Consider the following 25,009-nt stretch of genomic DNA (forward strand, 5'->3'; position numbering starts at 1 on the left):
ACCTGCGGGGAGTTGTCAGAGCGCGAGGCTGGGGTGCAGCTTCCCGAGGGACCACGAGCGGTGCCGGTGCGCCGCGACGACGGACAGGCCCGCCGCGAGCACGAAGAAGACCAGCAGCTGAGCCGCCGAGAGCCAGACGACACCGAGGTCCCCGCCGGCGATGAGGTGACGCAGGCCGACGACGGCGTGCGTCATGGGCAGCAGCGGGCTCAGGAACTGGAAGAAGCCGGGCGACGTCGCCACGGGGTAGGTGCCTCCCGCGGACGTGAGCTGCAGCATCAGCAGCACCAGCGCGACCAGCCTGCCGACGCCGCCGAGCAGGGCGACGAGCGCCTGATGGATGGCGGTGAAGACCAGCGCCGTGAGGATCGTGAAGGCCAGCAGGCCCACCGGGTGGGGCGTGGTCAACCCGACGCCTGCCACCAGGACCCCGAGGAGCACCAGTGCCTGCAGCACCGCGAACAGCGCGCCCTGCAGGTAGCCGGCGGCTGACACCCGCCAGGAAGCGGCCGTCGAGGCCAGTGCGCGCGGCGACAGTGCCCGGAGCACGATGTAGGTCACGATGCCGCCGACCCAGAGGGCCAGCGGGATGAAGTAGGGCGCCATGCCCTCGCCGTACGCGTCGACGGCATTCGCGTGCGTCCGCTCGACGGCGACCGGTGACGCCCCCACGCCGCTCAGCTCCGTGCGCTGGGCGTCGGAGTAGTCCGGCACCTGCCCTGCGCCCTGCTCGAGCTGCTGTGCAAGGTCCCGCGAGCCGCTGGACAGGGTCCCGAGGCCGTCCTCGAGGCGGGTGGCGCCGTCGTACGCCTGCCCGGAACCGTCGGCGAGGGCTGCCGCTCCCCCGGCCACCTGCTCCGCACCGCTGCTGAGCGTGGACGCTCCTGCGGCGAGGCGGCCGGCGCCGGCGGAGGCGGAGACGATGCCGTCACGCAGCGCCGGGGCGCTTGCAGCGAGGGTACCGGTCCCCGACTGGAGCTGCTCGAGCCCGTCGGCGAGGCCCGCCGCGCCCTGTGCCACCTGTCCGGCACCCGCTGCGGCACCGTCCGCGCCGGTCGCGAGGTCGGAGGCGCCCGTGGCGAGGCGGCCTGCGCCATCGGCCGCGGCGCCCGCTCCGGCGGCCGCAGTTCCGGCACCGGTGGCGAGGTCCGTGGCGGAGGCGGCGAGGGTCCCCGTGCCGGTGGCCATCTGCTCGCTCCCCGCAGCCGCGGCATCCGCGCCGGACGCGAGCTGTTGGAGTGCGGCGATCCGTTCGGCGTCGGTCAGTGCACCGTAGTTCGCGGTGAGCTGTGCGAGGCCGTCGGACACGGCACGCGAGCCTGTGGCCGCCTGCCCTGCACCGGCAGAGAGCTGCGTCGCTCCCGCGGAGAGGGCCGCTGCCCCGTCCCCGACCTGGGCGACGCCGTCGGCGACGCTGCGCGTGCCGTCCGCGAGGGCCGTCGCCGAACCGGACAGCGAGCCGGCCCCGTCGGCGACCGACCGCGTTCCCGCCGCTGCCTGTGCGGCTCCGTCGCGCACCGCTGCTCCTCCCGTGACTGCCGCTGCGGCACCCTCCGCGAGCTGCTGCGACTGCGGGACAAGGTCCGTCGTCGCCGCCTCGAGCTGGGCCAGCCCGGCGGCGAGGTCGGAGGCTCCTCCCGAGAGGTCCGCCGCTCCGCCGGCGACCTGCGCGCTGCCGGAGGACAGCTGGACGCTGCCGTCCACGAGGCTGCCGAGCCCGACGACGAGCGAGCCCGACCCTTCATCGGCACTCCGTGCGCCGTCGGCGATCCTGCCGGCACCCTCGCCGGCTTCGGTGAGCTCGCCGTGCAGGGAGGAGAAGCCCAGGTAGATGCTGTCGAGGTAGTCCTCGGTGGCGCCGGACTGCACCTGGCGCTGGAGGGTGGCGGCCACGGTGTTGCCGACCTGGCCGACGATGTAGCTGTCGGCGTCGTTCGTGGTGATGTCGAGCGTCGCCTGCGCCGGGGTGTCGCCACCGACGGAGGCGAGCCTGGCCGAGAACCCCGACGGGATCTCGAGTGTGGCGGCGTAGGTCCCGTCATCGAGGCCCTCCTGCGCGTCCTCCCTGCTGGCCTCGACCCAGGTGAACCCGGCGCCGTCCGAGGAGGTGAGGGTACCGGTGAGGTCCGCGCCCGCCGAGATGGTGGTTTCGGTGCCGTCGGGGCCGGCAGCCGTCGCGGGCTGGTCCTCGTTCACGACGGCGGCCGTCAGGTGGTCGAGGTTGCCCGTCGGGTTCCAGTTGGCCGCGAGGTAGAGCCCGCCGTACAGCGCGGGGATGATGGCGATCACCACCAGTGCGGCCCTGGACAGGAGGGAGATGCGGAAGCGGGAGAGTTCCGTGCGGAGCAGGGAGAACACGGTTTTACCTGGTTTCTGGATCTGGGGTCGGGGCGGAGACTGGGGCGCCCAGGGTGTGGACGGTGACGGGACGCAGGGGCAGGGCGCCGAGCCGGCCCGGGTCGAGGACGTCGTCGAGCTCCTGCCAGTCCTGGCAGGTGGCGACGACGGTCAGCGGCCCCCCGTCGCCGCGCCGGGTGCGTTCGAGGGTGAGCAGTGCGGCCCAGGCGGCACGGCGCTCGTCGGCGGTGCGGAGCTGGTCGACGTCGTCCACCACGAGGACGTCGGGACCCGACACGAGGGCGAGGACGAGGCTGAGCGTGAAGCGCGCCACGGGTGAGGCGTCGCGCACCAGTTCACCCCGGTGGAGGCGCGCCTGCGCCAGTGGCCCCGACGGTGCGTTCCCGCCGATCACGTCCTTGAGGGCGGCGAGCAGGTCGTTGGCGGCGGTGATGGTGCGGTCCACCCGCTCGCGGGTGGCCGACCGCCTCCACCACGGGCCCGCCAGCCCGAGCGCCTCGGCCACGTGGTGCCGCACCGTGAGGTTCTCGTCGAGCGGCACCACCGTGGCGTTGCCCGTGAAGCCCACGCGGCGGCGCACCTCACCGGCGTGCCGTGGCAGTGCGAGGCCGAGGACCGAGAACCGCCCCGCGGAGACGGAGAACCGTCCGGCGAGCGCCAGGGCCAGGGCGGTCCTGCCGGTCCCGGATGCTCCCGCGAGCACGGTGAGCGACCCGGCCGGGACGTCGAAGCTGACGTCCTCGAAGATCGTCCTCCTCCCCGTCCGTAGTGCCAGGCCCTCGACGACGATGGCAGGAGCACCGCCCGCCTGGGCGTCGGGGTTCGGGAGCAGGGAGGTGACCATGGCGATCCTCGATTTCAATACTGGGAGTATTCAATACCAATGGTATCGTAACTGTGGGAGGACGACATGACAGCACGTACGACAACCGACAGCACGACGGCGGGAAGGCCACGCCGCCGCCCACGGCGCGAGGACGTCCGCGCGGGGCTGCTCGTCGCGGCGCTCGAGGTCTTCGAGGAGATCGGCTACGTCGCCGCCCGGCTGGACACGATCGCCGAGCGGGCCGGGTACACGAAGGGCGCCGTCTACTCGAACTTCGGCTCCAAGCAGGAACTCTTCGCCACCCTGCTGGGCGAACGGCTCGCCGACACCGCCGCGGACGTCCTCAGCCAGGTGGATCACCTGACCTCGCTCGACGAGACCGTCCTGCACACTGCGCGCTACCTCGCCCGGGGTGTCCTGCGCGACCAGCGCTGGCATGCGCTCGTCGTCGAGTTCGCCCTCCAGGCGGGCCGGGACCCCGAGGTGGGTGCCGTGTTCCGCGAGCACCGACGCACCCGGCGCTCGCTGCTGGCCGCGACGCTGGCCGAGCGGGCGGCGGCCTTCGGCGCGCCGTCGGAGCCGGAGCACTACACCGTCTTCGCCACCATCCTGCTGGCGACGGTGAACGGCATGGCCATCGAGTGCGCCGCCGATCCCGGCGCCGTCACCGAGGAACAGGTGACCGAGAGCATCGCGGCCGTCCTGCGCGCCGCCCTGGCCACCTAGCAGTAGGGTGTTCACGGACCATGGCGGGAAGGGGTACGGAGTGGACTGGCACGTGCTGCTGGAGGCCGGCATCGCGATCCTCGCCGCCTACGGGCTCTTCCTCCTCTTCCTGGGCCTCTACGCCAGGCGGCACCCGGAGATCCTGTCGCTGACGGACGTGCTGCGTCTCGGACCGGACCTCCTGCGGCTCATCCGCCGGCTCGCCGCGGACCGGACGGTCCCGGGGCGTGCCCGGTTCCTGCTCGGCGCCCTCGTGGTGTATCTTCTGCTGCCGATCGACCTCGTCCCGGATTTCCTGCCCGTCATCGGCTACGCGGACGACATCGTGCTGGTCGCCGTCGTCCTGCGCGCCGTCGTCCGGAGCGCCGGACCGGACGCGCTGGAGCGGCACTGGCCGGGATCCGAGGGAGGCCTCCGCCTCGTGCGCGGGTTGGCGGGCGTGGGCGGTCCGGAGACCGGTGGGCCCGGCCGCAATACTGCGTAACGAAAAGTCATGAAGCGTCTTTGAACGGGCGTAATCTCCTCCGCATGGAGCATTCCACGGGATCGATCCCCACCCTTGACCTCAGTACCGCACGTTCCGCCGATGGTTCCTTCAACCCCGGCTTCATCGAGGAACTGCGCAACGCCGCGCACACCGTCGGCTTCTTCCACGTCGTCAACTACGGCGCCGCGCCCACCCAGGTGGACGACCTCTTCGATGTCACGCGCCGCTTCTTCGACCTCCCGCTCGAGGAGCGGCTGAAGATCCACAACCGCACCTCGCCCCACTTCCGCGGCTACGCGGGACTGGGGACCGAGATCACGCGCGGCAGGCCCGACGCCCGGGAGCAGATCGATTTCTCCCCCGAGCGTGAACCGCTCAGCGACTACCCCGCCGACGAGCCGTACTGGCTGCTCCAGGGGCCCAACCTGTGGCCGCGGGAGACCCTCCCCGAACTCGAGGAGCAGGCGATGGCCTGGGCCGGGCTGATGTCCCGGGTCGGCGCCGAACTGCTCTCGGCCATCGCCGTCGCCCTCCACCTCCCCGAGGACTACTTCGCCGAGCCGTTCGAGAGGACGCCCGCCTGGATGGCGAAGCTCGTCCACTACGTCGGAGGCGTCGTGGAGGGAGCCGGATCCCAGGGCGTGGGCGCCCACGCCGACTACGGCTTCGTGACCCTCCTGCTGCAGGACGAGGTGGGCGGCCTCGAGGTCCTCCCCCACAGCGCGAGCGAGTGGGTCCCGGTCACACCGATCCCCGGGGCACTCGTCGTGAACCTCGGCGAGATGCTCGAGGTGGCCACCGAGGGCTACCTCGCCGCCACCATCCACCGCGTCACCGCGCCCCCGGCGGGCGTCGACCGCTACGCCGTCCCGTTCTTCTGGTCACCGCGCCTCGACGCCGTGATCGCGCCGGTGCCGCTCACGGAGGACCTGAAGGCCGCGGCCCGCGGCATCACGGACGATCCGGAGAACCCGATGCTGTCCACCTACGGGTCGAACGTCCTGAAGGGCCGCGTCCGCGCCCACCCCGACGTCACCGAACTCCACCACCCCGAGCTCGCCAAAAAGTAGACGCGGGGACGACGACGGCGGCACCCACCGGGTGCCGCCGTCGTCGTGATGTCCGGGATTCCCCGCACCTCAGGACCGGTCGGGGCCGTCCACCCAACGGATGCGGATGGGGCCCCGCGCCTCCGCCTCCACGCGCTCCCCGTGCTGCGTGACGTCCACGCGCCCCTCGCCGGCGAGCTCGAAGGCGATCCGCCGCGCCGAGGGCATCAGCTCCCGCCAGGTGTTGCCGCCGATGCTGCGGGCCGCGTCCGAGGGGCACAACGTCTTCTCACTCCCCCGGTGCTCGGCGATCCGCAGGATCTCCGCGCGCAGGGCCTCGTCGGAGGGATGGTCAGTCATCCCCGGACCGCTTCCGGTCGGTACCGCCGGGCCGCTGCGGGTGCAGCGCGTCGAGTTCCTTCAGTGCGGCGGCCCAGCGAGCCGTCCGTTCGGCCTCGGACTGCTCCCACCAGGGAGTCCCCCGTTCGCCGAGCCCTTCCTTGGCCAGCTGGACGGTACGTCGTGCGCGGGGAAGCGCTCCGCCGTCGTCGCCCCTGGCGCTGTTGCGGACACCCGATCGGCCGCGACCCAGGTGGGACATCAGCCGCGCCTTGATGTCCTCGGGCAGCGACGGATCGGCCCTGCGCCAGCGGCGTCCGCCGGAGAGGAAGTACCGCTCGTCGTCAGTGGTGCCGTCTGGCTCGGTCATGGTGCGCCCGTCAGCTCGAGGATCCGGGAGGCCCGACGATCAGCAGCACGGTGAAGACCACCGAGATCCCGGCGACGGCGACCAGCAGTGCGGCGAGCGGGCTCCGCAGCACCCAGGCCTGGAGGTTCTCGAGGGGGTTCCGGGGTGCCTCGGCGCCGGGAGCGAGGCGCCAGGCACGCGCGAGCCGCCCGTGGCGTTCGAGCCATCGCTCGTAGGGGACGGTGGCGAAGGGGAGGACCGCCGACGCGAGCCCCAGCAGGCCCGTCGCCAGGGACCAGCGCTGGTTGATCCAGACGAACACCGTCGTGACCACGAAGCACAGGAAAACGAATCCATGCACCGCTCCCGCCGGCGGCACGAGCGCCTCGGTCGTGCGGGCGACGTACTTGAAGAACATGCCGAGCAGCAGGAAGGCCCAGGTCACCGCCTCCGCGACGGCGACGGTGCGGAATAGCGTGCGGGGGTTCATGGCGGTTGCTCCTGGTCGGTGGTCGGTACTGCCAATTCTTCCATCCCCCGGGGTCGGCACCGCTCCGCCCCGTCCTGCTGTGGGCCGGGCCACACGGACGTCGGTGGGACATGATGGACTGTAGGAGTCCTGGCAGCACGACGGAAGGGTCCGCAGCACATGTTCCTGCTCGACGGTGGCCCCGAGGCGTCCGGCCCCGATCTCGTGTTCTCCGCGACCGACCTCGTCCTGGCCTCCGAATGCGGGTACCGGCTCCTGCGCGTCCTCGACGAGAAGCTGGGACGGGCCGAGCGTGCCGAGTTCGCAACGGATGAGATGCTGCAGCGTGCGGCCGCCCTCGGCGACCTGCACGAGCGCCGGGTGCTGGATGAGCTGGTGGCCGAGCACGGGCTCTGGTCGCCGGGCAACCCGACGGGCGTGTACGACGTCGAACCGGCCGCGGTGATGGACCGCGGCGTCCTGGTGGACAAGCACGAGGAATCGATCCGCGCGCTGCGCTCGGGAGCATCCGTGGTGTTCCAGGCGGCCTTCTTCGACGGCACGTTCCACGGCCGCTCCGACTTCCTCGTCCGGCAGGGGGACGGCTCCTACGCCGTCTGGGACACGAAGCTGGCGCGCCACGCGAAGGTCGGCGCCCTGCTCCAGCTCGCCGCCTACGGCGATCAGCTGCAGGCGGCCGGCATCCCGACCTCGCCGGACGTGACGCTCGTGCTCGGCGACCGTACGCGCAGCGTCCACAGCCTCTCCGACCTCCTGCCGGTGTTCCGCGAACGCCGCGCACGCTTCCTCGACCTCGTGCACAGCCACCGGAACCAGCCGGACCCCGTGGCCTGGGAGACGGCGGACCTCGCCGCCTGTGGCCGCTGCGACTACTGCTGGGAGCAGGTCGAGGCGACGCGCGACCTGCTGCTCGTCGCCTCGATGACCGGGGAGCGCAGGGCGAGGCTGCGCCGCGAGGGCATCGCGACGATCGAGCAGCTCGCCGCCATGGCACCGCGCCCGGAGGATGCATCCCTCACCCGGCTGCAGGAGCAGGCGCGCCTGCAGCTCGGCACTGCGGAGGTCGACGGTGGCGTCACCTACCGCGACGCCGGAGGCCGGGAGCACACCGTCTCCTACCGCGTCCTCCCCGGCCACGCCCTGGCGTCGCTCCCCGCCCCGAGCAAGGGCGACATCTTCTTCGACTTCGAGGGCGATCCGCTGTGGCAGGACCCCGCGGATGGGAGCTGGGGCATCGAGTACCTGTTCGGCGTCGTCGAACAGCCGGCCGACGACGCGGCGGAGCCGACCTTCCGTCCGTTCTGGGCGCACAGCAGGGCCGAGGAACGCAGTGCCTTCGCCCACTTCCTGGACTACGTGGCGCAGCGCCGCCGGCAGTATCCGGACCTGCACGTCTACCACTACGCGGCCTACGAGAAGAGCGCGCTGCGCCGCCTGTCCCTCGTCCACGTCATCGGCGAGGACGCCGTGGACACGCTGCTGCGGGACGGTGTGCTCATGGACCTCTACGAGACCGTGCGCTCCAGTCTCCGCATCTCCGAACGCTCCTACAGCCTCAAGAAGCTCGAGCCCCTCTACATGGACGGCGACCTCCGCTCGGGCGATGTCCCGGATGCCGGCGCCTCCGTCGTCGCCTATGCCGCCTACTGCACCGCTCGTGACGCCGGTGAGCAGGCCGCTGCGGCGGAGATCCTGGCCGGGATCAGCGACTACAACCGGTACGACTGCGTCTCGACGCTCCGGCTCCGGGACTGGCTGCTCGGCCTCCGGGTACGCCACGCGGGGCCAGACCCGGTGGACCGGGATGGTCCGGCCGCCGAGGAGCGGATCGCCTACGGGCCCGCCCCCGAGGAGGCGCGGCTGCTGGACCACCTCGCGCGGCTGTCGCCCGAGGAGGCGAAGCACCCCGACCAGCAGGCCGTCGCCCTCGTCGCGGCGGCGGTGGGCTACCACCGGCGGGAGAGGAAGCAGTTCTGGTGGTCGCACTTCGACCGCCTGGCGGCTCCCGCCTCCGAGTGGGAGGAGTCCCGCGATGTGATGGCCTTCCGCACGCTGGAGGTCGTCGAGGACTGGGCCCGGCCGACGTCCCGGTCCAACCCCGTGCGGACGCTGAAGGTCACAGCCCGGCTACAGCCCGGCGCGGACTTCCGTGAGGGCTCCTCCTACTTCGCCATCTACGACTCCCCCGTGCCCGCCGGCGCCGACGTCGCGGACAGCAGCGGCACCGGGCGCGGCGGGTGGTTCGGGGTCGAGGTGACGGAGCTGTCGGAGGACGGCGACGGCGTCGCAGCGGTCCTCCGGGAGAAGCTGAAGCGCGGTGCAGAGCCTCGTCCCGTCGTGCCCGTGGCCCTCTCCCCGGACCAGCCCCTCCTGACGAAGTCCCTGCAGGAGGCACTGGTGGCGCTTGCGGACCGTGTCGGCCGGGCGCTGCCCGGGATCCCCGCGGGTCCTGCACTCGACCTGCTGCGGCGCATACCGCCACGCCTCTCGAGCGGCGTCCTGCCCGCCGTCCCGCCGGGGAGCAACGGCTATGCGGAGGCGATCACCGCGGCACTGCGGTTGCTCTCCGACTCGTACCTCGCGGTGCAGGGACCGCCCGGCACGGGCAAGACGCACGTCGGCGCCGACGTCGTCGAACGGCTGGTGCGGAGCGGCTGGAAGGTCGGCGTCGTCGCCCAGTCCCATGCCGTGGTCGAGAACCTGCTGTGCCGCGCGATGGAAGCGGGGGTTCCCGCACAGCTGGTGGCCAAACGGACCGAGGACCCCACCACGCCCTGGAACCAGCGGTCCGACGACGACGTCGCCCGCCTTCTCGGCACGGCGGGCGGGTGCCTCATCGGCGGCACGGCCTGGACGATGACCGGCAGCAAGGTCCCGGCGGGCTCGCTCGACCTGCTGGTCATCGACGAGGCGGGTCAGTTCTCGCTCGCCAACACGATGGCCGTGGCGCAGGCCGCCTCCCGGCTCCTGCTCCTCGGGGATCCACAACAGCTTCCGCAGGTGACCCAGGGGACCCACCCCGAACCGGTCGATGCCTCGGCGCTCGGCTGGCTCTCCGCCGGCCACTCGACCCTTCCGGCGGAGTTCGGTTACTTCCTGGCGGACACCTGGCGGATGCACCCGGACCTGTGCCGGGCGGTGTCTGCCTTCGCCTACGACGGACGCCTCACCACGGCTCCGGCCGCCCGGGGCCGCCACCTGGAGAGGTCCGGACCCGGCGTCGAATGCGTGTCCGTGGAGCATTCCGGCAATGCCACGTCCTCACCCGAGGAGGCCGAGGAGGTGGTCGCTCAGGTGCGGCGGCACCTCGGTCTTCCCTGGACCCCGGACGCGCGCGCCACGCCCCGCCCCCTCGCGCAGACCGACATCCTCGTGGTGGCCGCCTACAACGCACAGGTGCAGCTCGTGCGGAAGGCACTGGCCGCCGCGGGGTATGGGGACGTCCGGGTGGGAACGGTGGACCGGTTCCAGGGCCAGCAGGCCGCCGTCGTGATCGTCACCATGGCGGCATCCTCGGCTGCGGAGGCACCGAGGGGCATCGGGTTCCTGCTCAACCGCAATCGCATCAATGTGGCCGTCTCACGCGGTCAATGGCGGGCCGTCCTCATCCGCTCGCCCCGGCTGACCCACCACCTGCCGTCGACGCCGGCAGCCCTCGAGGAGCTCGGCGCCTTCATCGGACTCTGCGCCGGCGTCTCCTGACGGGCGACCCCGTCCGCTGCCCGGCGAGTTAAACGAAGAAGCAGGACGGACCGGAGTCCATCCTGCTTCTTCGAAAAGATCTAGTTGAAGATCCGAGCCTTAGAGGGGCTGGATGTTCGACGCCTGGGGACCCTTGGGGCCCTGCTCGGTGTCGAAGCTGACCTTCTGGTTCTCGTCGAGCGAGCGGTAGCCGCTCGCGTTGATCGCGGAGAAGTGTGCGAACACGTCTGCGCTTCCGTCGTCGGGAGCAATGAATCCAAAGCCCTTTTCAGCGTTGAACCACTTCACGGTACCTGTTGCCATTTTTTGTTCATCCTTCTGAAATTCAGACGCGCTCCGACTTTCGGAACGCCCCAGTCGCGGCGTGCTTGTCCGCTTTTTCAGAGACGCGGCCTATCCCGCGAGGGCTAAACCGCGCGAAATTCAAATGCGCAACACTACAACTAGGTCCTACTTAACCAAACGTTGGAGGGTGATGGCAAGCAGAAGTGCGAGGTTCTTTTTTTCGTGGCCCTCAGGCGCCGACGCGAAGCATGGCGTCGGCCACCAGCTCGAAGGAGCGCAGCCACGCCTCCGTGCTGCCCGCCTGCGTCGCGATGATGAGTTCGTCCGCCCCGGTCTGGGCGGCGAATCGGTCCAGGTAGTCCTGCACGACGTCGGCCGTTCCCACCGCGCTGTAGCGGGCCATGTCGGCCATCTGCTGGCCGCCCGGAGAGGCGAGGATGGCTTCGGACTCCTCGCGCGTGAAGGTCTGGCCGCGCCCGAGGAGGAGGCTCACGCGACGCAGCATCGCCTCGTGGAACTCGTGGTGCGCATCGTTCGCGCTGTCCGCCGCGATCACGTTGACCCCGGCGATGAAGTGCGGCCTGTCGGCCTGCTCGGAGGGCTTGAACTCCCGGCGGTAGATCGCGGCGGCATCCTGCAGGGCCTGCGGCGCGAAGTGGGAGGCGAAGGCGAAGGGCAGGCCGAGGGCAGCGGCGAGCCGCGCGCCGAAAAGCGAGGACCCGAGGATGTACAGCGGGACGTTGGTGCCCTTGCCGGGGGTGGCCTGGACGCCGGGAACCCTCGTCTCCCCCGTGAGGTAGCCCTGCAGTTCGAGGACGTCCTGCGGGAAGCTGTCCGCGGACGCGGGATCGCGGCGCAGCGCGCGGGCCGTGACCTGGTCGCTCCCCGGGGCGCGGCCGAGCCCGAGGTCGATGCGTCCGGGGTGCAGGCTCTCGAGGGTGCCGAACTGCTCCGCGATCGTCAGCGGTGAGTGGTTGGGCAGCATGACGCCGCCGGAACCGAGCCGGATGCTCGAGGTGTGGGCGGCGATGTGGGCGATCAGGACGCTCGTGGCCGAGGAGGCGATGCTGCCCATGTTGTGGTGCTCCGCGTACCAGATACGGCGGTAGCCCCACGTCTCGGCGTGCTGCGCGAGCGACACGCTGGACGCGAACGTCTCCGCCGGAGTGGAACCCTCGGCGACCTGCGCCAGATCCAGGATGGACAGGGGGACAGTCATGGATGCACCTCTCGATTTCCAGAACCACGACGGCAGTCGTGGGCCTGTTGAGGGAACGGTTGCCTCGGCGCATCTATTTCCTGCAGGGCCCGGGCCCTGCAGGGCAGTGGCCGATATCACGCCGCGGCAGGCCGCGCTCTGCGAGACTGGGAGCATGCCGAATCCCGACCTGCCGACCTCCGAGACGGCGCTCCGCGAGCGCCAGGACTCCCTCGTCCGGGCACTCGCCGTGGAACAGAACACCGCGCGCCTGCAGTCCCTCAGCGACGAACTGGAAGCCGTGCAGCGGCGCCTGGAGCAGGTCCGCAACGGCTGAGGGGACGCGGGCGTCCGATCGGCCCTACCTGACCCTGCTCAGGCCGGCCCCCTCGGAGTCTCGATGACGAGGACTCCTTCGGCTCCCTCCGCGGACCCGTAGCAGTGCACCGTGTCGCCGGACCACGACCGCGACCCGCCTGCGTCGACCGGCCGCTCGGCGCCCCGGGGCCCCACCTGCGCACTCCCCCGCACCAGCCGCAGATGCTCGGTGGTGCCCGGGGCATGCGGTGGCGAGGTCCTCGTGCCGCCGGCGGCGATGGTGAGCCAGAAGATCTCCGTGGTCCCGCCGTCGTCGTGCAGGCGGACCGACAGGAGCCGGGCGTCCACCACGCCGTCGGACACGCTGCGGCCCGTCTCGTCCCCCACGAGGCCGGTCAGTGGAACTCCCAGCGGACCCGCCAGCGCGTACAGGGTCTCGAGGGTCGCATTGCGGGTGCCGGCCTCGAGTTCGGACAGCGTGCCCTTGCCGATCCCTGCCCGGGCGGCCAGGCTGCTGAGTGAGAGCCCTTTCTCCTGTCGCAGCGCCGTGATGCGCCGGGCGACGGCGGTTCGGAGCGATCCGGTCCGGTCGGGCTTGTCCTCGGGCATCCCCGCATCCTACGCTTGCCGTTCCATATACAGAACACTTCGATCGACTGGGCGCTCGGCGTTCCGAACAGGAGACCCCGGTGCACACGAGTACCGCCGTCCGGCCCGGCCTGCACGAACCCGTCCTCGCCGGGGTCGTCACGGCCCTCGTCGGCTTCACGTCGTCCTTCGCCGTCGTCCTCGCGGGACTGCGGGCCACCGGCGCCACGCCGGAGCAGGCTGCTTCGGGGTTGCTCGCCCTGACGGCCGTCGTGGGCGTCGGGATCGTCCTGCTGTCGCTGCGGTACCGCCTCCCGGTCACCCTGTCCTGGTCCACGCCCGGAGCCGCCCTCCTGGCCGGCGCGAGCATCCCGGCGGGAGGCTGGCCGGCAGCGGTGGGCGCGTTCCTCGTCACGGGCGTCCTGATCGCCCTGACCGGCGCGGTGCCCTGGCTCGGCCGCCTCGTCGCCCGGATCCCGCAGCACCTCGCCCAGGCCATGCTCGCAGGCGTGCTGCTGCCGCTCTGCCTGGCCCCTTTCCAGTCCCTGGGCTCCATCCCGCTGCTGGTGTTCCCGGTGATCGCCGTCTGGCTCGCTGCCTCCGCGCTCGTGCCGAAGTGGGCCGTTCCGCTCGCCCTCGCCGCCGCCCTGGCGGTGATCGGCGTCCAGCTCACCCTCCACGGGACCGTCATCGACCCCTCCTCCCTGGCACCGACGCTCACCGTCACCCTGCCGGCCCTGGATCCGGCCGCCGTCGTCGGCATAGCCCTGCCCCTCTACGTGGTGACCATGGCGTCGCAGAACCTCCCCGGCGTCGCCGTCCTCGCGTCCTTCGGCTACCGGGCACCCTGGCGGCCGGCGCTCGCCGTGACGGGACTCGGCACCGCCGTCGTCGCGCCCTTCGGCGGGCACGCGGTCAACCTCGCGGCCCTGTCCGCGGCGCTGTCCGCCGGGGAAGGCGCAGGCGAGGACCGGGACCGCCGCTGGATCGCGGCCCTGACGGCCGGGCTCTCCTACCTGGTGCTCGCCGGCGTCTCGGGTGCCCTCGTCGTCGTCGTGGGCGCCGCCCCGGCAGGGCTCGTGGAGGCCGTGGCCGGCCTGGCGCTCATCGGCACCATGGCGACGGCGGTGACGGCATCCTTTCAGGATGCGAGGGGCCGGATGAGCGGCGCCGTGACGTTCCTGCTGGCGGCGTCGGGCCTGTCCGTCCTCGGGATCGGAGGGGCGTTCTGGGCACTCGTCGGCGGGCTCCTGGTCCGGGCGGCCCTGGAACGGAAGGCTCCGCTCGGCTGAGGCGGATGCGGCTAGACGGGGGTGTTCGGCGCCTGCGCCTCATCGCCCTGCGCGCGCGCCTTGCGCTGGCGGGCGCGGTCCAGGGCGTTGATGACGGGCGCGGCAGTGATGCCGTGGACCACGATCGACAGGACGATGACGAGTCCGCCGACCCGCCACAGTGCCGTCTCGTCCGCCGCGAACTCGCCCTTCGACAGCGCGTAGCTGAGGTAGTAGATGGAGCCGATCCCGCGCACCCCGAAGAAGGCGAGCACGGTGCGTTCCCTGGGGCCGGTCTTGCCACGCGCGAGGCTCAGCCAGGCGGTGAGCGGGCGGACCAGCAGGATGAACGCGACGGCGACCACCACCTCCAGGGGTCGCAGGCCCTCGAACAGCCCCCGGGCGACGGCGCCGCCGAGCAGGACGAGCACGACGACGGTCAGGAGCCGCTCCAGCTGCTCGATGTAGCTGTGCAGCACTCCGTGGTAGCCATGGGTCTGTTCGCCGGCCCGGATGGTGACGGCGCAGACGAAGACCGCGATGAAACCGTAGCCCTCCACGGCTTCGGTCAGTCCGTACGTCAGGAACGTCGCGGCCAGCGCCACGAAACCCTCGGAGTAGTTCGCGAGGCGGACGCTCTTGATCGGCGTCCGGAAGAAAATACGGCCCAGCAGCCTGCCGATGCCGAACCCGAAGGCACAGCCGATGATCATCCGCCACAGCACGTCGAGCAGGATCCATTCCGCGAACCAGGCGGACGGCGCCAGCCCGACAGTGCTCATCAGGATGGCGAGGTAGACGAAGGGGAAGGCCAGCCCGTCGTTGAGGCCGGCCTCGGACGTCAGCCCGAAGCGCACCTCGTCCTCGGCACCGAGGTCCTCCTCCGACTCCGACGGCTCACCGACCTGCACCTCGGAGGCGAGGACGGGATCGGTCGGCGCCAGAGCCGCAGCCACCAGCAGGGCGGAGGCCAGGCCGAGCCCGAGCAGCCACAGCCCCATCAGGGTCAGGAGGAGGATGCACAGGGGCATCGCGATGCCGAGGAGGCGCCACGTGGTGGACCAGCTGCGCCAGCCCACCCTGCGGTCCAGGGCGAGCCCGGCTCCCATGAGCGAGATGATCACGCACACCTCGCTGAGGTGGAGCGCCACGTCGCTGTACTTCAGCGGGTCGGGATCGGGCAGGTCACGCGCGAAACCGAAGACCAGGATGCCCGCGGCGAGGAACACCATGGGCATCGAGACCGGCGCGCGCATGAGCAGCCGTGGCAGGAGCGCGGCGGCGAACACGGCGAGCCCCGCCGCCGCATAGATGATGCTGGGTACCTCGAACACGCACGACCTCTTCCGTTTCCGCCGACCCCGGCGTTTGTCAGCCCCCTTACCAACAGTAGGGCAGGCATTCCGACCCATCATCCGGTTGCACCGTCAGGGCGCATGGTCCAGGACCCGCATCCGGGCGGGCGGCGGCAGCCGGCCGCAGCATCCGGGCGCGCGGTGGCGGGCAGCTGCGCGCGAAAGCGGACTCCTGTGGCCCGGGGCGTCACCCTCGCGTGAGAGCATGGAATTATGCCCAATTCCAGCCACCCCATGGTCGATGTCACCGACATCATCCGGATCGTGGGCGGGGCTGCGTTCCAGCGCGGACAGACCTACGCCAAGGACGGCGCCGTCAGCTCCCTCGCGTGGGATGCGGAGTCCAAGATCCTGACCGGAAAGGTCCGCGGCACCGCACCCTCCGACTACCGGACCAAACTCCGCCTCGGGGTGAAGGGCGACGGCCGCTTCCGCCCGCTGGAGAACTTCTGCAGCTGCCCCGTCGGCGCGGACTGCAAGCACGTCGCCGCCACGGCCCTGCAGAGCAACACCGAGAACCTCCTCGCGCAGCACGAGCGCGAACTGGGCGCACGGCCCGCGCCGCGTCCGTCGGCTCCGGAAGGCTGGCAGGCCTCCCTCCTCGAGCTCCTCGACGCCGACGGCTCCGACGGGAGCCCGGCGGCGGCGCTGACGCCCCTCGGGCTCCAGTTCGAGCTGCGGACCCCCGAAGTGGCCGTCCAGCGGTGGGGGTCGGCAGCCCAGCGCCAGGGGCAGCGGACGCTCAATACGCGCCTCGGGGTGCGGCCGGTCAGCCAGAACGGCAAGGGCAAGTGGATCAAGAACAACCTGTCCTGGGGCAGCATCAGCTACCAGACGTACGGGCTGAAGCTCGACCCCGACCAGCACCGCTGGTTCTCCCAGTTCCCGGCGCTGCACCGCGGGACGGGCGTCAACTACTTCGGCAACAACGACTCCTGGCTGTACCTCGACGACTTCAGCAACCCGCTCCTGTGGCAGCTGCTGGACGAGGCGCAGCGCCTCGGGATCGCCTTCGTGGGGTCCAAGAAATCGGTGACCATCGAGCTCGCCGCCCGCGCCACCCTGAAACTCGACGCGACGGAGACGGAGGACGGCTCACTCCAGCTCTGCCCGGCCCTCGACGTCGACGGCCGGCCCCACCCCTCGGAGACCGCCCACGTCATCAGCACCCACGGCATCTACACCGTGGCCCCCGATGACACCATCACGCTCGCGCCGACCTCGCGGAGGCTCACGCCCAAGGACATCGAGCTCCTGCAGCGCGGCCGCGCCGTCGTCGTCCCCGAGGAGGAGAAGTCCCTCTTCCTGCAGGAGTACTACCCCAAGCTGCGGCAGTCCATCTCCGTGGAGAGCAGCGACGGCACCGTCGAGCTCCCCGAGATCCAGCCCCCGGTCCTCGTCCTGACGACGGCCTACGGCGCCGACGGGTCCGTGGCCCTCGACTGGAACTTCGACTACCCGCTGGGTGACGCCGTGCAGCGCAGGCCGTTCCGCCGGGGCGGTCCGGGCAGCGACGACGGATACCGCGACACCGATGCCGAGGACGCGCTCGCCGCTGCTGTCCGCCAGGTCCTCGGTGCCCTGCCCCTGAAGTCCCTGAATCTCGAGGACATGCAGGCCGTGGAGTTCGCCGAGGACGTGCTGCCGAAACTTTTGGAGCTCGACGGCGTGAGCGTGGACGTCGTCGGCGAGAAGCCGGACTACCGGGAGCTGACGGAGACGCCCACGCTGCGCATCAGCACCGTCGAGACGGACAATCGCGACTGGTTCGACCTCGGCGTCATGGTGACGGTGAGCGGGCGCACCATCCCCTTCGACTCGATCTTCCGCGCACTGGCGCAGGGCCGGAAGAAGCTGAAGCTCGTCGACAACAGCTACCTGTCCCTCGAGCAGCCCGTCTTCGACCAGCTCCGTGAACTCATCGAGGAGGCCCGCGCGCTGAGCGAGTGGGATCCCGAGTCCGGCCTGCAGATCAGCCGTTACCAGGCGGGGTTGTGGGCGGACTTCGAGGACCTCGCCGAGGAGACCGAGCAGGCGCAGTCCTGGCGTGACGCCGTCAGCGGCCTGCTCGAACTCAAGGATGTCAAAGCCACCCCGGCGCCCGCGGGCCTCGTCGCGGAGATGCGGCCCTACCAGGCGGAGGGCTTCAGCTGGCTCGCGTTCCTGTGGCGGCACCAGCTCGGCGGAGTACTCGCCGACGACATGGGCCTCGGCAAGACCCTGCAGGCGCTCGCGCTCATGGCCTACGCGAAGGAGAGCACGGGGCTCGATGCTCCGTTCCTCGTCGTAGCGCCCACCTCCGTGGTGCCCAACTGGTCCAAGGAGGCGCACCGCTTCGTGCCCGGCCTCAAGGTCGCCGCGATCAGTGACACGCAGGGCGCCTCCGGCGTCCCGATCCGCGAGCAGGTGGGCGACGCCGACGTCGTCATCACCTCCTACACCCTGTTCCGGCTCGACTTCTCCGCCTACCAAGACCTCTCGTGGTCCGGGCTCGTGCTCGACGAGGCCCAGTTCGTCAAGAACAGGGCGTCCAAGGTGCACCAGGCGGCGAAGGACTTCGACGCGCCCTTCAAACTCGCCATCACCGGAACGCCCATGGAGAACAACCTCATGGAGCTGTGGTCCCTGTTCAACATCGTGGCGCCGGGCTTGTTCCCCTCCGCCCGGAAGTTCACGGAGGACTACCGGACGCCGATCGAGAAGATCGGCGACAACCGGCCGCTGGTGCGGCTGCGCAAGCGCATCCGGCCGCTGATGATGCGCCGCACCAAGGAGGCCGTCGCGTCCGACCTCCCGCCGAAGCAGGAACAGGTCCTCGAGGTGGAGCTCCATCCCGAGCACAGGCGCATCTACGAGACGTACCTGCAGCGCGAGCGGCAGAAGCTCCTCGGCCTGATCGAGGACATGAACCGCAACCGGATGATCGTCTTCCGGTCCCTGACCCTGCTGCGCATGCTCAGTCTCGATGCCTCGCTCGTCGATCCCGAGCACGAGGGCGTCCCGTCCGCCAAGCTCGAGGTCCTGTTCGAGAACCTCGAGGACGTCCTCGCCGAGGGACACCGCGCGCTCGTCTTCAGCCAATTCACGTCCTACCTCAAGAAGGCCGCCGAGCAGCTCGACGCCCGGGGCATCGAGTATGCGTACCTCGACGGCTCCACCCGCAGCCGGGGCGAGGTCATCGACTCCTTCAAGGACGGCAAGGCCCCCGTGTTCCTCATCAGCCTCAAGGCCGGCGGTTTCGGCCTCAACCTCACCGAGGCGGACTACTGCTTCCTCCTCGACCCCTGGTGGAACCCGGCCTCGGAGGCGCAGGCCGTGGACCGCACCCACCGCATCGGGCAGACGAAGAACGTCATGGTCTACCGCATGGTGTCCACGGGGACCATCGAGGAGAAGGTCATGAAGCTCAAGGAGCAGAAGGCCAAGCTGTTCACCTCGGTCATGGACGACGACGCCGTCTTCAGCTCCGCGCTCACCGCCGAGGACATCCGGGGCCTGCTGGAGGCGTAGCGCGCGCCCGGAACCTCGATCAGGCCTCGCCGCGCAGCGAGGGGTCGAGCAGTTCCGCGAACTCCCGGGGTCGCGAGGCGATCCACCAGTGGCCACCGTGGACAGTGGTGACGGTGAGGTCCTCCACCCACTCCTCCAGTCCGTCGACGAGGTGCCGGGACAGGAACGGATCCTTCCGGGGGACGATGACATGCACGGGAAGGGTGACCGGTCGGCCCCGGGGAGGCTCTGCAGTACGGGACATGTTCGTCCGGTACAGGGCGAGGCCGCGGAGAGGGTCCGCGCCGACGTTGCGCCGCGCCGTCAGCTCGTAGCGGCGGGTCAGGACGTATTTCCAGGACAGCTCGGGCAGGACCGGCAGCTGGAAGGCCGCGACGTACCAGCTGCGCAGTACCTGTCCGATCCCCTGGGGGACCAGCCGAGGGTTCCGGAAGCGGCCGCGCAGCCAGCGGGAGAAATGGCGCAGGTCGGGACCCGAGATGCTCGTGTAGTCGGTGATCCTCCCGTCCGCGCGCTCGTCCTGCACGGCGGCCCAGCCCTGGATGGAACCCCAGTCGTGGCCCACGAGGCGGACCCCGCCGGGGGCGTCGATCCCGTCGAGGACGGCGAAGAGGTCGTCGACCAGTTCCGCCAGCGTGAAACCGGCTCCGTCGCGGGGGCGTGACCGGCCGGCGTTGCGCGTGTCGAACGCGACGAGATGGTGTGTGGGCGCGAGCTCCCGCAGGACCGGGTGGAACACCCGGTGGTTGTCGGGGTATCCGTGCAGGAAGACCATCGTCGGAGCGTCGGGGTGAGGGTCCCGCCCGTACTCGAACACCGCGAGGTCCGCTCCCTGGGTGCGGATCGTCCGATGCCTCTCGCGCAACACGTCCATGCGTCCCACCCTAGGTGCTCACCGGCGCGGACGGGCGCCGAGCCGGTGCAGAAATCCTGTATCAGGAGCCGGAATCTCGTATCAGGAGCCGGGTGCCGAGCCGGGCGCCGAGTCAGGAGGCAGCGCCGGTGCCAGTGCCGGTGGCGCGGATCCTGCCGTCCTCGAGCCAGACGGACCTGTGCGCGACAGTGTCGGCGAAGGCGGCATCGTGCGTCGCCAGGACGACGGCGCCCCCGCCCTCGGCATGGCGGGTCAGCAGGGTGGCGAGCATCGAACGGGTGGGCTCGTCGAGGCCCGCGGTCGGCTCGTCGAGCGCCCAGACCAGCGGGCCCGTGGCCATGAGGGAGGCAAGGGCGACGAGACGCCGCCGGACGAAGCTCAGTTCGTAGGGATGGGCGTCCTTCAGCCCACCCAGTCCCACACGGTCGAGGGCCTCACCGGCCTTCCGGACGGCGTCCGCCCTGCGCGACCCGGTGGCCCGCGGGCCGTAGGAGACCTCGCGCAGCACGGTGCGCTCGAAGAGCTGCCGGTCCGTGTCCTGGAACAGGTAGCCGACCGTGGTGGCGAGGGTGCCCGTCGGCTGGCGGCGGATCGTGATCCCGTCCACCGTGACGGAGCCGCTGTCCGCCCGGTACAGGCCGTCCAGGTGCTGGAGGAGCGTCGACTTCCCCGAACCGTTGGGTCCCCTCACCGCGACGATCTCGCCCGCCGAGATCGTCAGGTTCACGTCCGTCAGGCCCGTCGGCGGGTGGGGCCCACCGGCCGCAGGGTAGCGGAAGGTGGCATCGCGCAGTACGACGAGCGGAGGGCCGGGTTTCCGGTCGGGTCCCGGGACGGGAGCGGGGACGGGACCGGAGCAGCCCTGGGCGGCTACGGCCCCGGGATCGACGCGGGGAGACTCCCCTGCCGTGCCGATCCCGTAGCGCCGCAGTCCCGCCCGGAGCCCTTCCTCCAGCGGGCCGTCGAAGACGGGACGTCCGTCGGCCAGTGCGACGACGCGGGCGCCGGAGGGTGCGGACCGCGGGAGCATCGGCTCGCATACCACCACGGCCGTGCCGTCCCGACGAAGGGCCTCCAGGGCCGCCGCGACGTCCTGTACCGCGTCGTCGTCGAGCCCCTGGAACGGCTCGTCGAGGACGAGGATCCGTGGTCGCTGGACCACGGCAGCGGCGATGAGGGTCCGCTGCAGCTGGCCCCCGGAGAGCCGGCGGGGATCACGGCCGAGCAGGGGTGTCAGCTTCAAAGACGCTGCGACCTCCGCGACGAGCCGGCGCAGCCGTTCCGTGGGGACGCCGCGGTTGGAGGGGCCGAAGGCTATCTCCTCTCCGACCGTTGCGGACATCATGGACAGCTGCCCCCACGCTCCCTGTGCCACGTAGGCGACCCTGCTGCTCCAGGCGGCGGGGTCGATCCGCGGATCCGTGGGGGTGCCCGTGAAACGGATCGTCTCGCCGTCCAGTGCTATCGAACCGCGGAAGACGGACCCGGCATCGGCGCCCGTCATCCCGGCGAGCAGCCGGGCCAGTGTCGTCTTGCCGGAACCCGACGCTCCCGCGATAACGACGTACTCCCCCGGCCGTACCGTGAGGGTCAGACCCGCCAGGAGCGGCACGCCGTCGTCGTAGGCGAAGGTCTCGCTGTCGACGCTGATCACGTGATCGCCGTGACCACGAGCCATGCCGCCGAGAACACGCCGACGACGCCGACCATCGCGCGGCGCACCCGGCGCTGAAGCGGGGTGTCCGTGTCCGGCAGATAGCTCGTGCGCGCGCCGGAGGACGAGAAGCCCCGGGCCTCGAGCATGGAGTTGCGTTCCGATGCGTCCACGAGGAGCCCGATGACGAGCGGCGTCGTGACGGCCACCAGTGCCCGGAAGCGCGAGAGCGGGCCGCGGCCGACGACCAGTCCGCGGGCCTGCTGGGCGCGTGTCACCTGCCCCGCCCGCAGGGTGACATGGGGAAGCAGCCCGACAGCGGATCCCACGATGAACACGAGTTTCCGGTTCCAGCCCCGATGCGTCATGGTGGCCAGGAGTTCGGGGATGTCCAGGGTCATCGTCGCCGTCAGCAGCACTCCGGTGAACACGGTCATGCGCAGGCCCATTCCGGCCGCGAAGGTGAGGCCCTCCGCCGTCACCCGGGCGATGCCCAGGTCGACCAGGACCGTGCTGCCCTCGGGGAAGAACAGGCCGTGGAGCAGGAGCGACGAGAGCAGCAGCGGCCCGGCCACCAGCACGATCGCGAGGCCGATCCGGCGCGCCCTGCCGGACAGCAGTACCGCGGGGAGCACCCCGAACACCAGGACCGCGAGGGAGAACTCCCAGCGGTTCACCACGAGGACGAGCACCACCAGCAGGACCGCGGCGAGCAGTTCGGTCAGGGGGTTGTAGATCCGTCGGCGGGGCATGGCCGAGGCTGCGCGGGTGCTATTTCCCCGCGGGCTGGACAGCAGCGTCGCCGGTCCGGGTGCCGGCCCGCGTCCCGAGGACCCGGTGGGTCCGTGCGAACGGGAACTGGCGGACGGCGCGCTGCGGCAGGGCGTACACGATCAGGGCCACCAGGACGAAGACCACGATCTTGTCCAGCGAGTCCGACAGCAGTCCCTGCTTGGTGGCCGCGACCAGCAGCTTGTCACCCATCGAGCGGAAGGCGGCGATGATGGCGTTGGTGCCGAAGGTCCCGGCCGCGCCGAACATGAACACGGCCACCGGGGCGGCCACCAACCCGCCGATGGCACCCACGACGAGACCCGCGATGGGCGCGAGGTACACCCGGCGGAACGCCCCGTACTTCGCGGCCAGGCCGGCGAGCAGCCCGATGAGGGCGGCGCCCGCCGCGAAGGGCAGCGCGAAGGGGTTGAAGAGGCCCCAGATCGCGTTGCTGATCGCGCCGGTTGCCGCTCCGGCGGCAGGACCGGCGAGGACGGCCACGAGGACGGTCCCGATCGCGTCGAGGTAGATCTGCATGCCCAGGGAGCCGGCGATCTGCCCGATGGCGATGTTCAGGGCGATGCCGAGCGGCATGACGACCAGGGAACTCGTGGTCAGCATCGGCAGGATGCCGCCGACCAGCAGCGCACCGCCGCCGAGGAACCCGAACAGGGAGACGAGCGACGCCGTGCTGCCCATCCCGCCGGCGATCTCCGCCGGCTGGACGATCACGAGGAACAGGTAGGTGGCAACGATGAGCGCTCCGCCCAGGGCGAGGAGCAGGCGCCGCGGGCGCTGTGCGGTGGGCTCGGCTGCGAGGGTCAGGGGTGAACTCACGATATTCCTTGGGCGCGATGGAGGGAGGAGGACGCACCTCATGTCACCTCGGCGCCAGCCGCGCAGCACTGCGGGCAGCTACCAGTGTACCGGGGCGTTGCGCCGCCGCGCCGGGCGTCCAGACCCGGGGCAACGCCGCCACGGGTCTGCACCGCCGCGCCGGGTGCCCGCTCGACGAACGTCTGCACGCTCGACGAACGTCTGCCCGCCCAGACGCCAGGTGCACACCGGACAGCAGGCCTCAGCCGTGCATCCTCGCAAGGCTCGACAACCGGCGGACCAGAAGCTCGAACACCGCGGCAGGATCGTTGCCCGTGACGATCCGCGCGTTCGGCGCCCGCCTCCACATCCCCGCGACGTCCGCGACCGTCTGCCCGATGGTCAGCGGCGAGTCCGTCTCGACATCGACGGTTGCGAGCCGCTCCTCGAAGCCCGCCTCCCCCGTCGCCACCATCGCCGCGAACAGGTCGTGCAGGTGCGCGATGTAGCCCTGGTCGTACAGGCGGTGGAACTCCATGTAGAAGCGCAGGGCGTCGGACACGCAGGCGACGACGGCGTTGTCGCTGCCGCTGCGGGTCCCCTCCGGTTCGTCGGGGTCGAGCACCTCGGGCCCGGCACCGGCCGCGCGCGCGAGGGCGTCGATGTGAGCCGGCGTGCACTCGATGCGCTCGGTGGTCTCGAGCGCGCACACCACGGGCAGCTTCTCCCGCGGTAGCCCCTCGTAGGCCGCGAAGACCTCCTTGGCCGCGTGGGGGTCCACATGGATGTTCCACTCGGCCACCGGCGTCGTGTTCCCCGGGTAGTTGAAGGCCCCACCCATGATCACGAGCCCCTTCAGGAGCATGGGCAGCTCCGGTTCGGCACGGAGGGCCAGAGCGAGGTTGGTGAGCGGTCCGGTGACCAGCGCGGTGATCTGCCCCGGATGGCAGCGGACGGCTTCGAGCCACACGTCGACGGCGTGGCGCGCCGAGACGGAACCCCGCGGCGACGGCAGGACGGCGTACCCGATGCCCTGGTCGCCGTGCGTCTCCTCGGTGGTGACGAGCGGGACCTCGAGCGGGACCTCGCTGCCGATGGCCACCTCGACGCCGGCATGTCCGCACAGTTCGAGCAGGGCGAGGTTGTTGAGGGCCACCTGCCGGGCACCGACATTGCCGGCCGTGCAGGTGATGGCCTCGATGCCCACGCCGGGCGTTGCGAGCAGGTACAGGAGGGCGACGGCGTCATCGATGCCGGTGTCGACATCGAGCAGGAGGCGCTGCCGGGTGTCCGCCACCATCAGTCCGCCGCGGTGGTGCGGAGCAGCTGCAGCCGGAGCGTGCGGGCCGTCTCCATGTGCGTGCGCGCGATGGCGCGGGCGTCGTCGCTGCGCCGTTCGGCGATGGCGCTGATCAGCGACTCGTGTTCGAGGAGCACGTCCTTCCAGCGGTTGCCCACGGACAGCGTGGAGCGCGGCGTGTGGATGAGGTGGGTCGAGAGCCGCTGCAGGAGGTCCATGAGGATGGGGTTGCGCGCGGAGGCCCAGAGGGAGGTGTGGAATTCGAGGTTGTTGGTCACCTTGGTGGTGTCATCCGGGTCGATGACGGCGCGGTCGCGTTCGAGCAGCGCCTCGAGCCGCATGATGTCCGCCGATCCGCGGTTCAGGGCCGCCTGGCCGGCAGCCTCCTCCTCGAGCATGACCCGGAGGTCGTAGATCTGGATGACTTCCTGGGCATCGATCTGGGGCACCTGCAGGCCGCGGGCCGCCCTCTCGAGGAGCCGCTCGTGCTGGAGCCTGCTGAGGGCTTCACGGACGGGCGTCCGTGACACCCCGAAGCGCTCCGAGATGACCACTTCCCTCAGCGCGGTCCCCGGCGGATGCACGCCGGCGAGGATCTCGCTGCGGAGGACCCGGAAGATGGTATCGCCGTCCACGCGCGCCGACAGTTCTGTGGACTCGGCCATGGCGCCCCCTCGGAATGTCGCGGATCGGATCGCAGGACCGGTGGCCTGCGGACGGCCCGGGCCGGGAGGACTCCC

22 protein-coding genes are annotated in these 25,009 nt (G+C 71.1%); 7 read left to right on the forward strand and 15 right to left on the reverse strand.

Annotation, left to right across the window (positions count from 1 at the left end):
- Window positions 1-15: 15 nt before the first annotated feature.
- Window positions 16-2,358, reverse strand: coding sequence for a YhgE/Pip domain-containing protein (locus tag ACX80J_RS15135; RefSeq protein ID WP_459348350.1), 2,343 nt, complete (start codon window positions 2,356-2,358; stop codon window positions 16-18).
- Between the two features lie 4 nt (window positions 2,359-2,362).
- Window positions 2,363-3,202 carry an ATP-binding cassette domain-containing protein gene (locus tag ACX80J_RS15140; RefSeq protein WP_459348351.1) on the reverse strand — a complete coding sequence of 280 codons (840 nt, stop codon included), beginning with the start codon at window positions 3,200-3,202 and terminating at the stop codon, window positions 2,363-2,365.
- Window positions 3,203-3,268: 66 nt separating this feature from the next.
- Between ACX80J_RS15140 and ACX80J_RS15145 the strand changes: the two genes are divergently transcribed.
- The 3 genes from ACX80J_RS15145 to ACX80J_RS15155 are packed head-to-tail and all read left to right on the forward strand — an operon-like array spanning window position 3,269 to window position 5,467.
- Window positions 3,269-3,910 carry a TetR/AcrR family transcriptional regulator gene (locus ACX80J_RS15145; RefSeq protein ID WP_459348352.1) on the forward strand — a complete coding sequence of 214 codons (642 nt, stop codon included), beginning with the start codon at window positions 3,269-3,271 and terminating at the stop codon, window positions 3,908-3,910.
- A 40-nt stretch (window positions 3,911-3,950) separates the two neighbouring features.
- Window positions 3,951-4,394 (forward strand): YkvA family protein, encoded by a 444-nt coding sequence (locus ACX80J_RS15150; RefSeq protein ID WP_459348353.1) that lies wholly within the window; start codon window positions 3,951-3,953, stop codon window positions 4,392-4,394.
- Window positions 4,395-4,438: 44 nt separating this feature from the next.
- Window positions 4,439-5,467 carry an isopenicillin N synthase family dioxygenase gene (locus tag ACX80J_RS15155; protein WP_459344847.1) on the forward strand — a complete coding sequence of 343 codons (1,029 nt, stop codon included), beginning with the start codon at window positions 4,439-4,441 and terminating at the stop codon, window positions 5,465-5,467.
- Between the two features lie 69 nt (window positions 5,468-5,536).
- Here the strand turns inward: ACX80J_RS15155 and ACX80J_RS15160 are convergent, their stop codons facing one another.
- Genes ACX80J_RS15160 through ACX80J_RS15170 form a run of 3 tightly spaced genes read right to left on the reverse strand, consistent with a single transcriptional unit; the run spans window position 5,537 to window position 6,624 of the window.
- Entirely contained in the window at window positions 5,537-5,806 is a 270-nt protein-coding gene (locus ACX80J_RS15160) for a DUF3253 domain-containing protein (protein WP_459348354.1), read from the reverse strand.
- Window positions 5,799-6,155, reverse strand: coding sequence for a hypothetical protein (locus ACX80J_RS15165; protein ID WP_459344845.1), 357 nt, complete (start codon window positions 6,153-6,155; stop codon window positions 5,799-5,801). The genes ACX80J_RS15160 and ACX80J_RS15165 overlap by 8 nt, the downstream gene beginning before the upstream one ends.
- Window positions 6,156-6,165: 10 nt before the next feature.
- Complete coding sequence (locus tag ACX80J_RS15170; protein ID WP_459348355.1) at window positions 6,166-6,624, reverse strand: DUF3817 domain-containing protein; 459 nt, start codon at window positions 6,622-6,624, stop codon at window positions 6,166-6,168.
- Window positions 6,625-6,783: 159 nt separating this feature from the next.
- On the opposite strand from ACX80J_RS15170, the gene ACX80J_RS15175 reads away from it, so the two are divergent.
- Window positions 6,784-10,326, forward strand: a complete 3,543-nt coding sequence (locus ACX80J_RS15175) for a TM0106 family RecB-like putative nuclease (RefSeq protein WP_459348356.1) — start codon at window positions 6,784-6,786, stop codon at window positions 10,324-10,326.
- Between the two features lie 99 nt (window positions 10,327-10,425).
- On the opposite strand, the gene ACX80J_RS15180 is transcribed toward ACX80J_RS15175, so the two are convergent.
- Both ACX80J_RS15180 and ACX80J_RS15185 read right to left on the reverse strand, forming a co-directional pair.
- Window positions 10,426-10,629 carry a cold-shock protein gene (locus ACX80J_RS15180; RefSeq protein WP_026533290.1) on the reverse strand — a complete coding sequence of 68 codons (204 nt, stop codon included), beginning with the start codon at window positions 10,627-10,629 and terminating at the stop codon, window positions 10,426-10,428.
- Window positions 10,630-10,840: 211 nt separating this feature from the next.
- Window positions 10,841-11,830 (reverse strand): LLM class flavin-dependent oxidoreductase, encoded by a 990-nt coding sequence (locus tag ACX80J_RS15185; RefSeq protein ID WP_459344842.1) that lies wholly within the window; start codon window positions 11,828-11,830, stop codon window positions 10,841-10,843.
- A gap of 154 nt (window positions 11,831-11,984) precedes the next feature.
- Here ACX80J_RS15185 and ACX80J_RS15190 point away from each other — a divergent pair, with 154 nt between their 5' ends.
- The gene (locus tag ACX80J_RS15190; protein ID WP_459344841.1) at window positions 11,985-12,146 is read left to right on the forward strand and encodes a hypothetical protein; all 162 of its coding nucleotides are present in this window, start codon (window positions 11,985-11,987) and stop codon (window positions 12,144-12,146) included.
- 38 nt (window positions 12,147-12,184) lie between these two features.
- Here the strand turns inward: ACX80J_RS15190 and ACX80J_RS15195 are convergent, their stop codons facing one another.
- Complete coding sequence (locus ACX80J_RS15195; RefSeq protein WP_459344840.1) at window positions 12,185-12,736, reverse strand: helix-turn-helix domain-containing protein; 552 nt, start codon at window positions 12,734-12,736, stop codon at window positions 12,185-12,187.
- 80 nt (window positions 12,737-12,816) lie between these two features.
- Here ACX80J_RS15195 and ACX80J_RS15200 point away from each other — a divergent pair, with 80 nt between their 5' ends.
- Window positions 12,817-14,007 carry a benzoate/H(+) symporter BenE family transporter gene (locus ACX80J_RS15200; RefSeq protein ID WP_459344839.1) on the forward strand — a complete coding sequence of 397 codons (1,191 nt, stop codon included), beginning with the start codon at window positions 12,817-12,819 and terminating at the stop codon, window positions 14,005-14,007.
- 11 nt (window positions 14,008-14,018) lie between these two features.
- Here ACX80J_RS15200 and ACX80J_RS15205 read toward each other — a convergent pair whose 3' ends face one another.
- The gene (locus tag ACX80J_RS15205) at window positions 14,019-15,320 is read right to left on the reverse strand and encodes a cation:proton antiporter (protein WP_459348357.1); all 1,302 of its coding nucleotides are present in this window, start codon (window positions 15,318-15,320) and stop codon (window positions 14,019-14,021) included.
- Between the two features lie 234 nt (window positions 15,321-15,554).
- On the opposite strand from ACX80J_RS15205, the gene ACX80J_RS15210 reads away from it, so the two are divergent.
- A complete protein-coding gene (locus ACX80J_RS15210; protein WP_459348358.1) occupies window positions 15,555-18,851 on the forward strand; it encodes a DEAD/DEAH box helicase in 3,297 nt (1,098 codons plus the stop codon).
- A gap of 19 nt (window positions 18,852-18,870) precedes the next feature.
- Here ACX80J_RS15210 and ACX80J_RS15215 read toward each other — a convergent pair whose 3' ends face one another.
- The 6 genes from ACX80J_RS15215 to ACX80J_RS15240 form a co-directional block, all read right to left on the reverse strand.
- Entirely contained in the window at window positions 18,871-19,725 is an 855-nt protein-coding gene (locus ACX80J_RS15215) for an alpha/beta fold hydrolase (RefSeq protein ID WP_459344836.1), read from the reverse strand.
- Window positions 19,726-19,837: 112 nt separating this feature from the next.
- A complete protein-coding gene (locus tag ACX80J_RS15220) occupies window positions 19,838-21,379 on the reverse strand; it encodes an ABC transporter ATP-binding protein (RefSeq protein WP_459348359.1) in 1,542 nt (513 codons plus the stop codon).
- Window positions 21,376-22,131, reverse strand: coding sequence for an energy-coupling factor transporter transmembrane component T (locus tag ACX80J_RS15225; protein ID WP_459344834.1), 756 nt, complete (start codon window positions 22,129-22,131; stop codon window positions 21,376-21,378). Before ACX80J_RS15225 ends, ACX80J_RS15220 begins: the two co-directional genes overlap by 4 nt.
- 19 nt (window positions 22,132-22,150) lie before the next feature.
- Window positions 22,151-22,990 (reverse strand): ECF transporter S component, encoded by an 840-nt coding sequence (locus ACX80J_RS15230; protein WP_459348360.1) that lies wholly within the window; start codon window positions 22,988-22,990, stop codon window positions 22,151-22,153.
- A 241-nt stretch (window positions 22,991-23,231) separates the two neighbouring features.
- Entirely contained in the window at window positions 23,232-24,269 is a 1,038-nt protein-coding gene (locus ACX80J_RS15235; protein ID WP_459348361.1) for a nucleoside hydrolase, read from the reverse strand.
- The gene (locus ACX80J_RS15240; protein ID WP_459348362.1) at window positions 24,269-24,934 is read right to left on the reverse strand and encodes a GntR family transcriptional regulator; all 666 of its coding nucleotides are present in this window, start codon (window positions 24,932-24,934) and stop codon (window positions 24,269-24,271) included. The genes ACX80J_RS15235 and ACX80J_RS15240 overlap by 1 nt, the downstream gene beginning before the upstream one ends.
- Window positions 24,935-25,009: the final 75 nt, after the last annotated feature.

Source organism: Arthrobacter rhamnosi (genome assembly GCF_054510975.1).

Bases quoted from the DNA above. Each gene is read 5' to 3' on its own strand.
- ACX80J_RS15140 (WP_459348351.1), bottom strand. From the start codon at position 3,202: ATGGTCACCTCCCTGCTCCCGAACCCCGACGCCCAGGCGGGCGGTGCT.
- ACX80J_RS15145 (WP_459348352.1), top strand. From the start codon at position 3,269: ATGACAGCACGTACGACAACCGACAGCACGACGGCGGGAAGGCCACGC.
- ACX80J_RS15155 (WP_459344847.1), top strand. From the start codon at position 4,439: ATGGAGCATTCCACGGGATCGATCCCCACCCTTGACCTCAGTACCGCA.
- ACX80J_RS15160 (WP_459348354.1), bottom strand. From the start codon at position 5,806: ATGACTGACCATCCCTCCGACGAGGCCCTGCGCGCGGAGATCCTGCGG.
- ACX80J_RS15165 (WP_459344845.1), bottom strand. From the start codon at position 6,155: ATGACCGAGCCAGACGGCACCACTGACGACGAGCGGTACTTCCTCTCC.
- ACX80J_RS15170 (WP_459348355.1), bottom strand. From the start codon at position 6,624: ATGAACCCCCGCACGCTATTCCGCACCGTCGCCGTCGCGGAGGCGGTG.
- ACX80J_RS15175 (WP_459348356.1), top strand. From the start codon at position 6,784: ATGTTCCTGCTCGACGGTGGCCCCGAGGCGTCCGGCCCCGATCTCGTG.
- ACX80J_RS15180 (WP_026533290.1), bottom strand. From the start codon at position 10,629: ATGGCAACAGGTACCGTGAAGTGGTTCAACGCTGAAAAGGGCTTTGGA.
- ACX80J_RS15185 (WP_459344842.1), bottom strand. From the start codon at position 11,830: ATGACTGTCCCCCTGTCCATCCTGGATCTGGCGCAGGTCGCCGAGGGT.
- ACX80J_RS15190 (WP_459344841.1), top strand. From the start codon at position 11,985: ATGCCGAATCCCGACCTGCCGACCTCCGAGACGGCGCTCCGCGAGCGC.
- ACX80J_RS15195 (WP_459344840.1), bottom strand. From the start codon at position 12,736: ATGCCCGAGGACAAGCCCGACCGGACCGGATCGCTCCGAACCGCCGTC.
- ACX80J_RS15210 (WP_459348358.1), top strand. From the start codon at position 15,555: ATGCCCAATTCCAGCCACCCCATGGTCGATGTCACCGACATCATCCGG.
- ACX80J_RS15215 (WP_459344836.1), bottom strand. From the start codon at position 19,725: ATGGACGTGTTGCGCGAGAGGCATCGGACGATCCGCACCCAGGGAGCG.
- ACX80J_RS15225 (WP_459344834.1), bottom strand. From the start codon at position 22,131: ATGCCCCGCCGACGGATCTACAACCCCCTGACCGAACTGCTCGCCGCG.
- ACX80J_RS15235 (WP_459348361.1), bottom strand. From the start codon at position 24,269: ATGGTGGCGGACACCCGGCAGCGCCTCCTGCTCGATGTCGACACCGGC.
- ACX80J_RS15240 (WP_459348362.1), bottom strand. From the start codon at position 24,934: ATGGCCGAGTCCACAGAACTGTCGGCGCGCGTGGACGGCGATACCATC.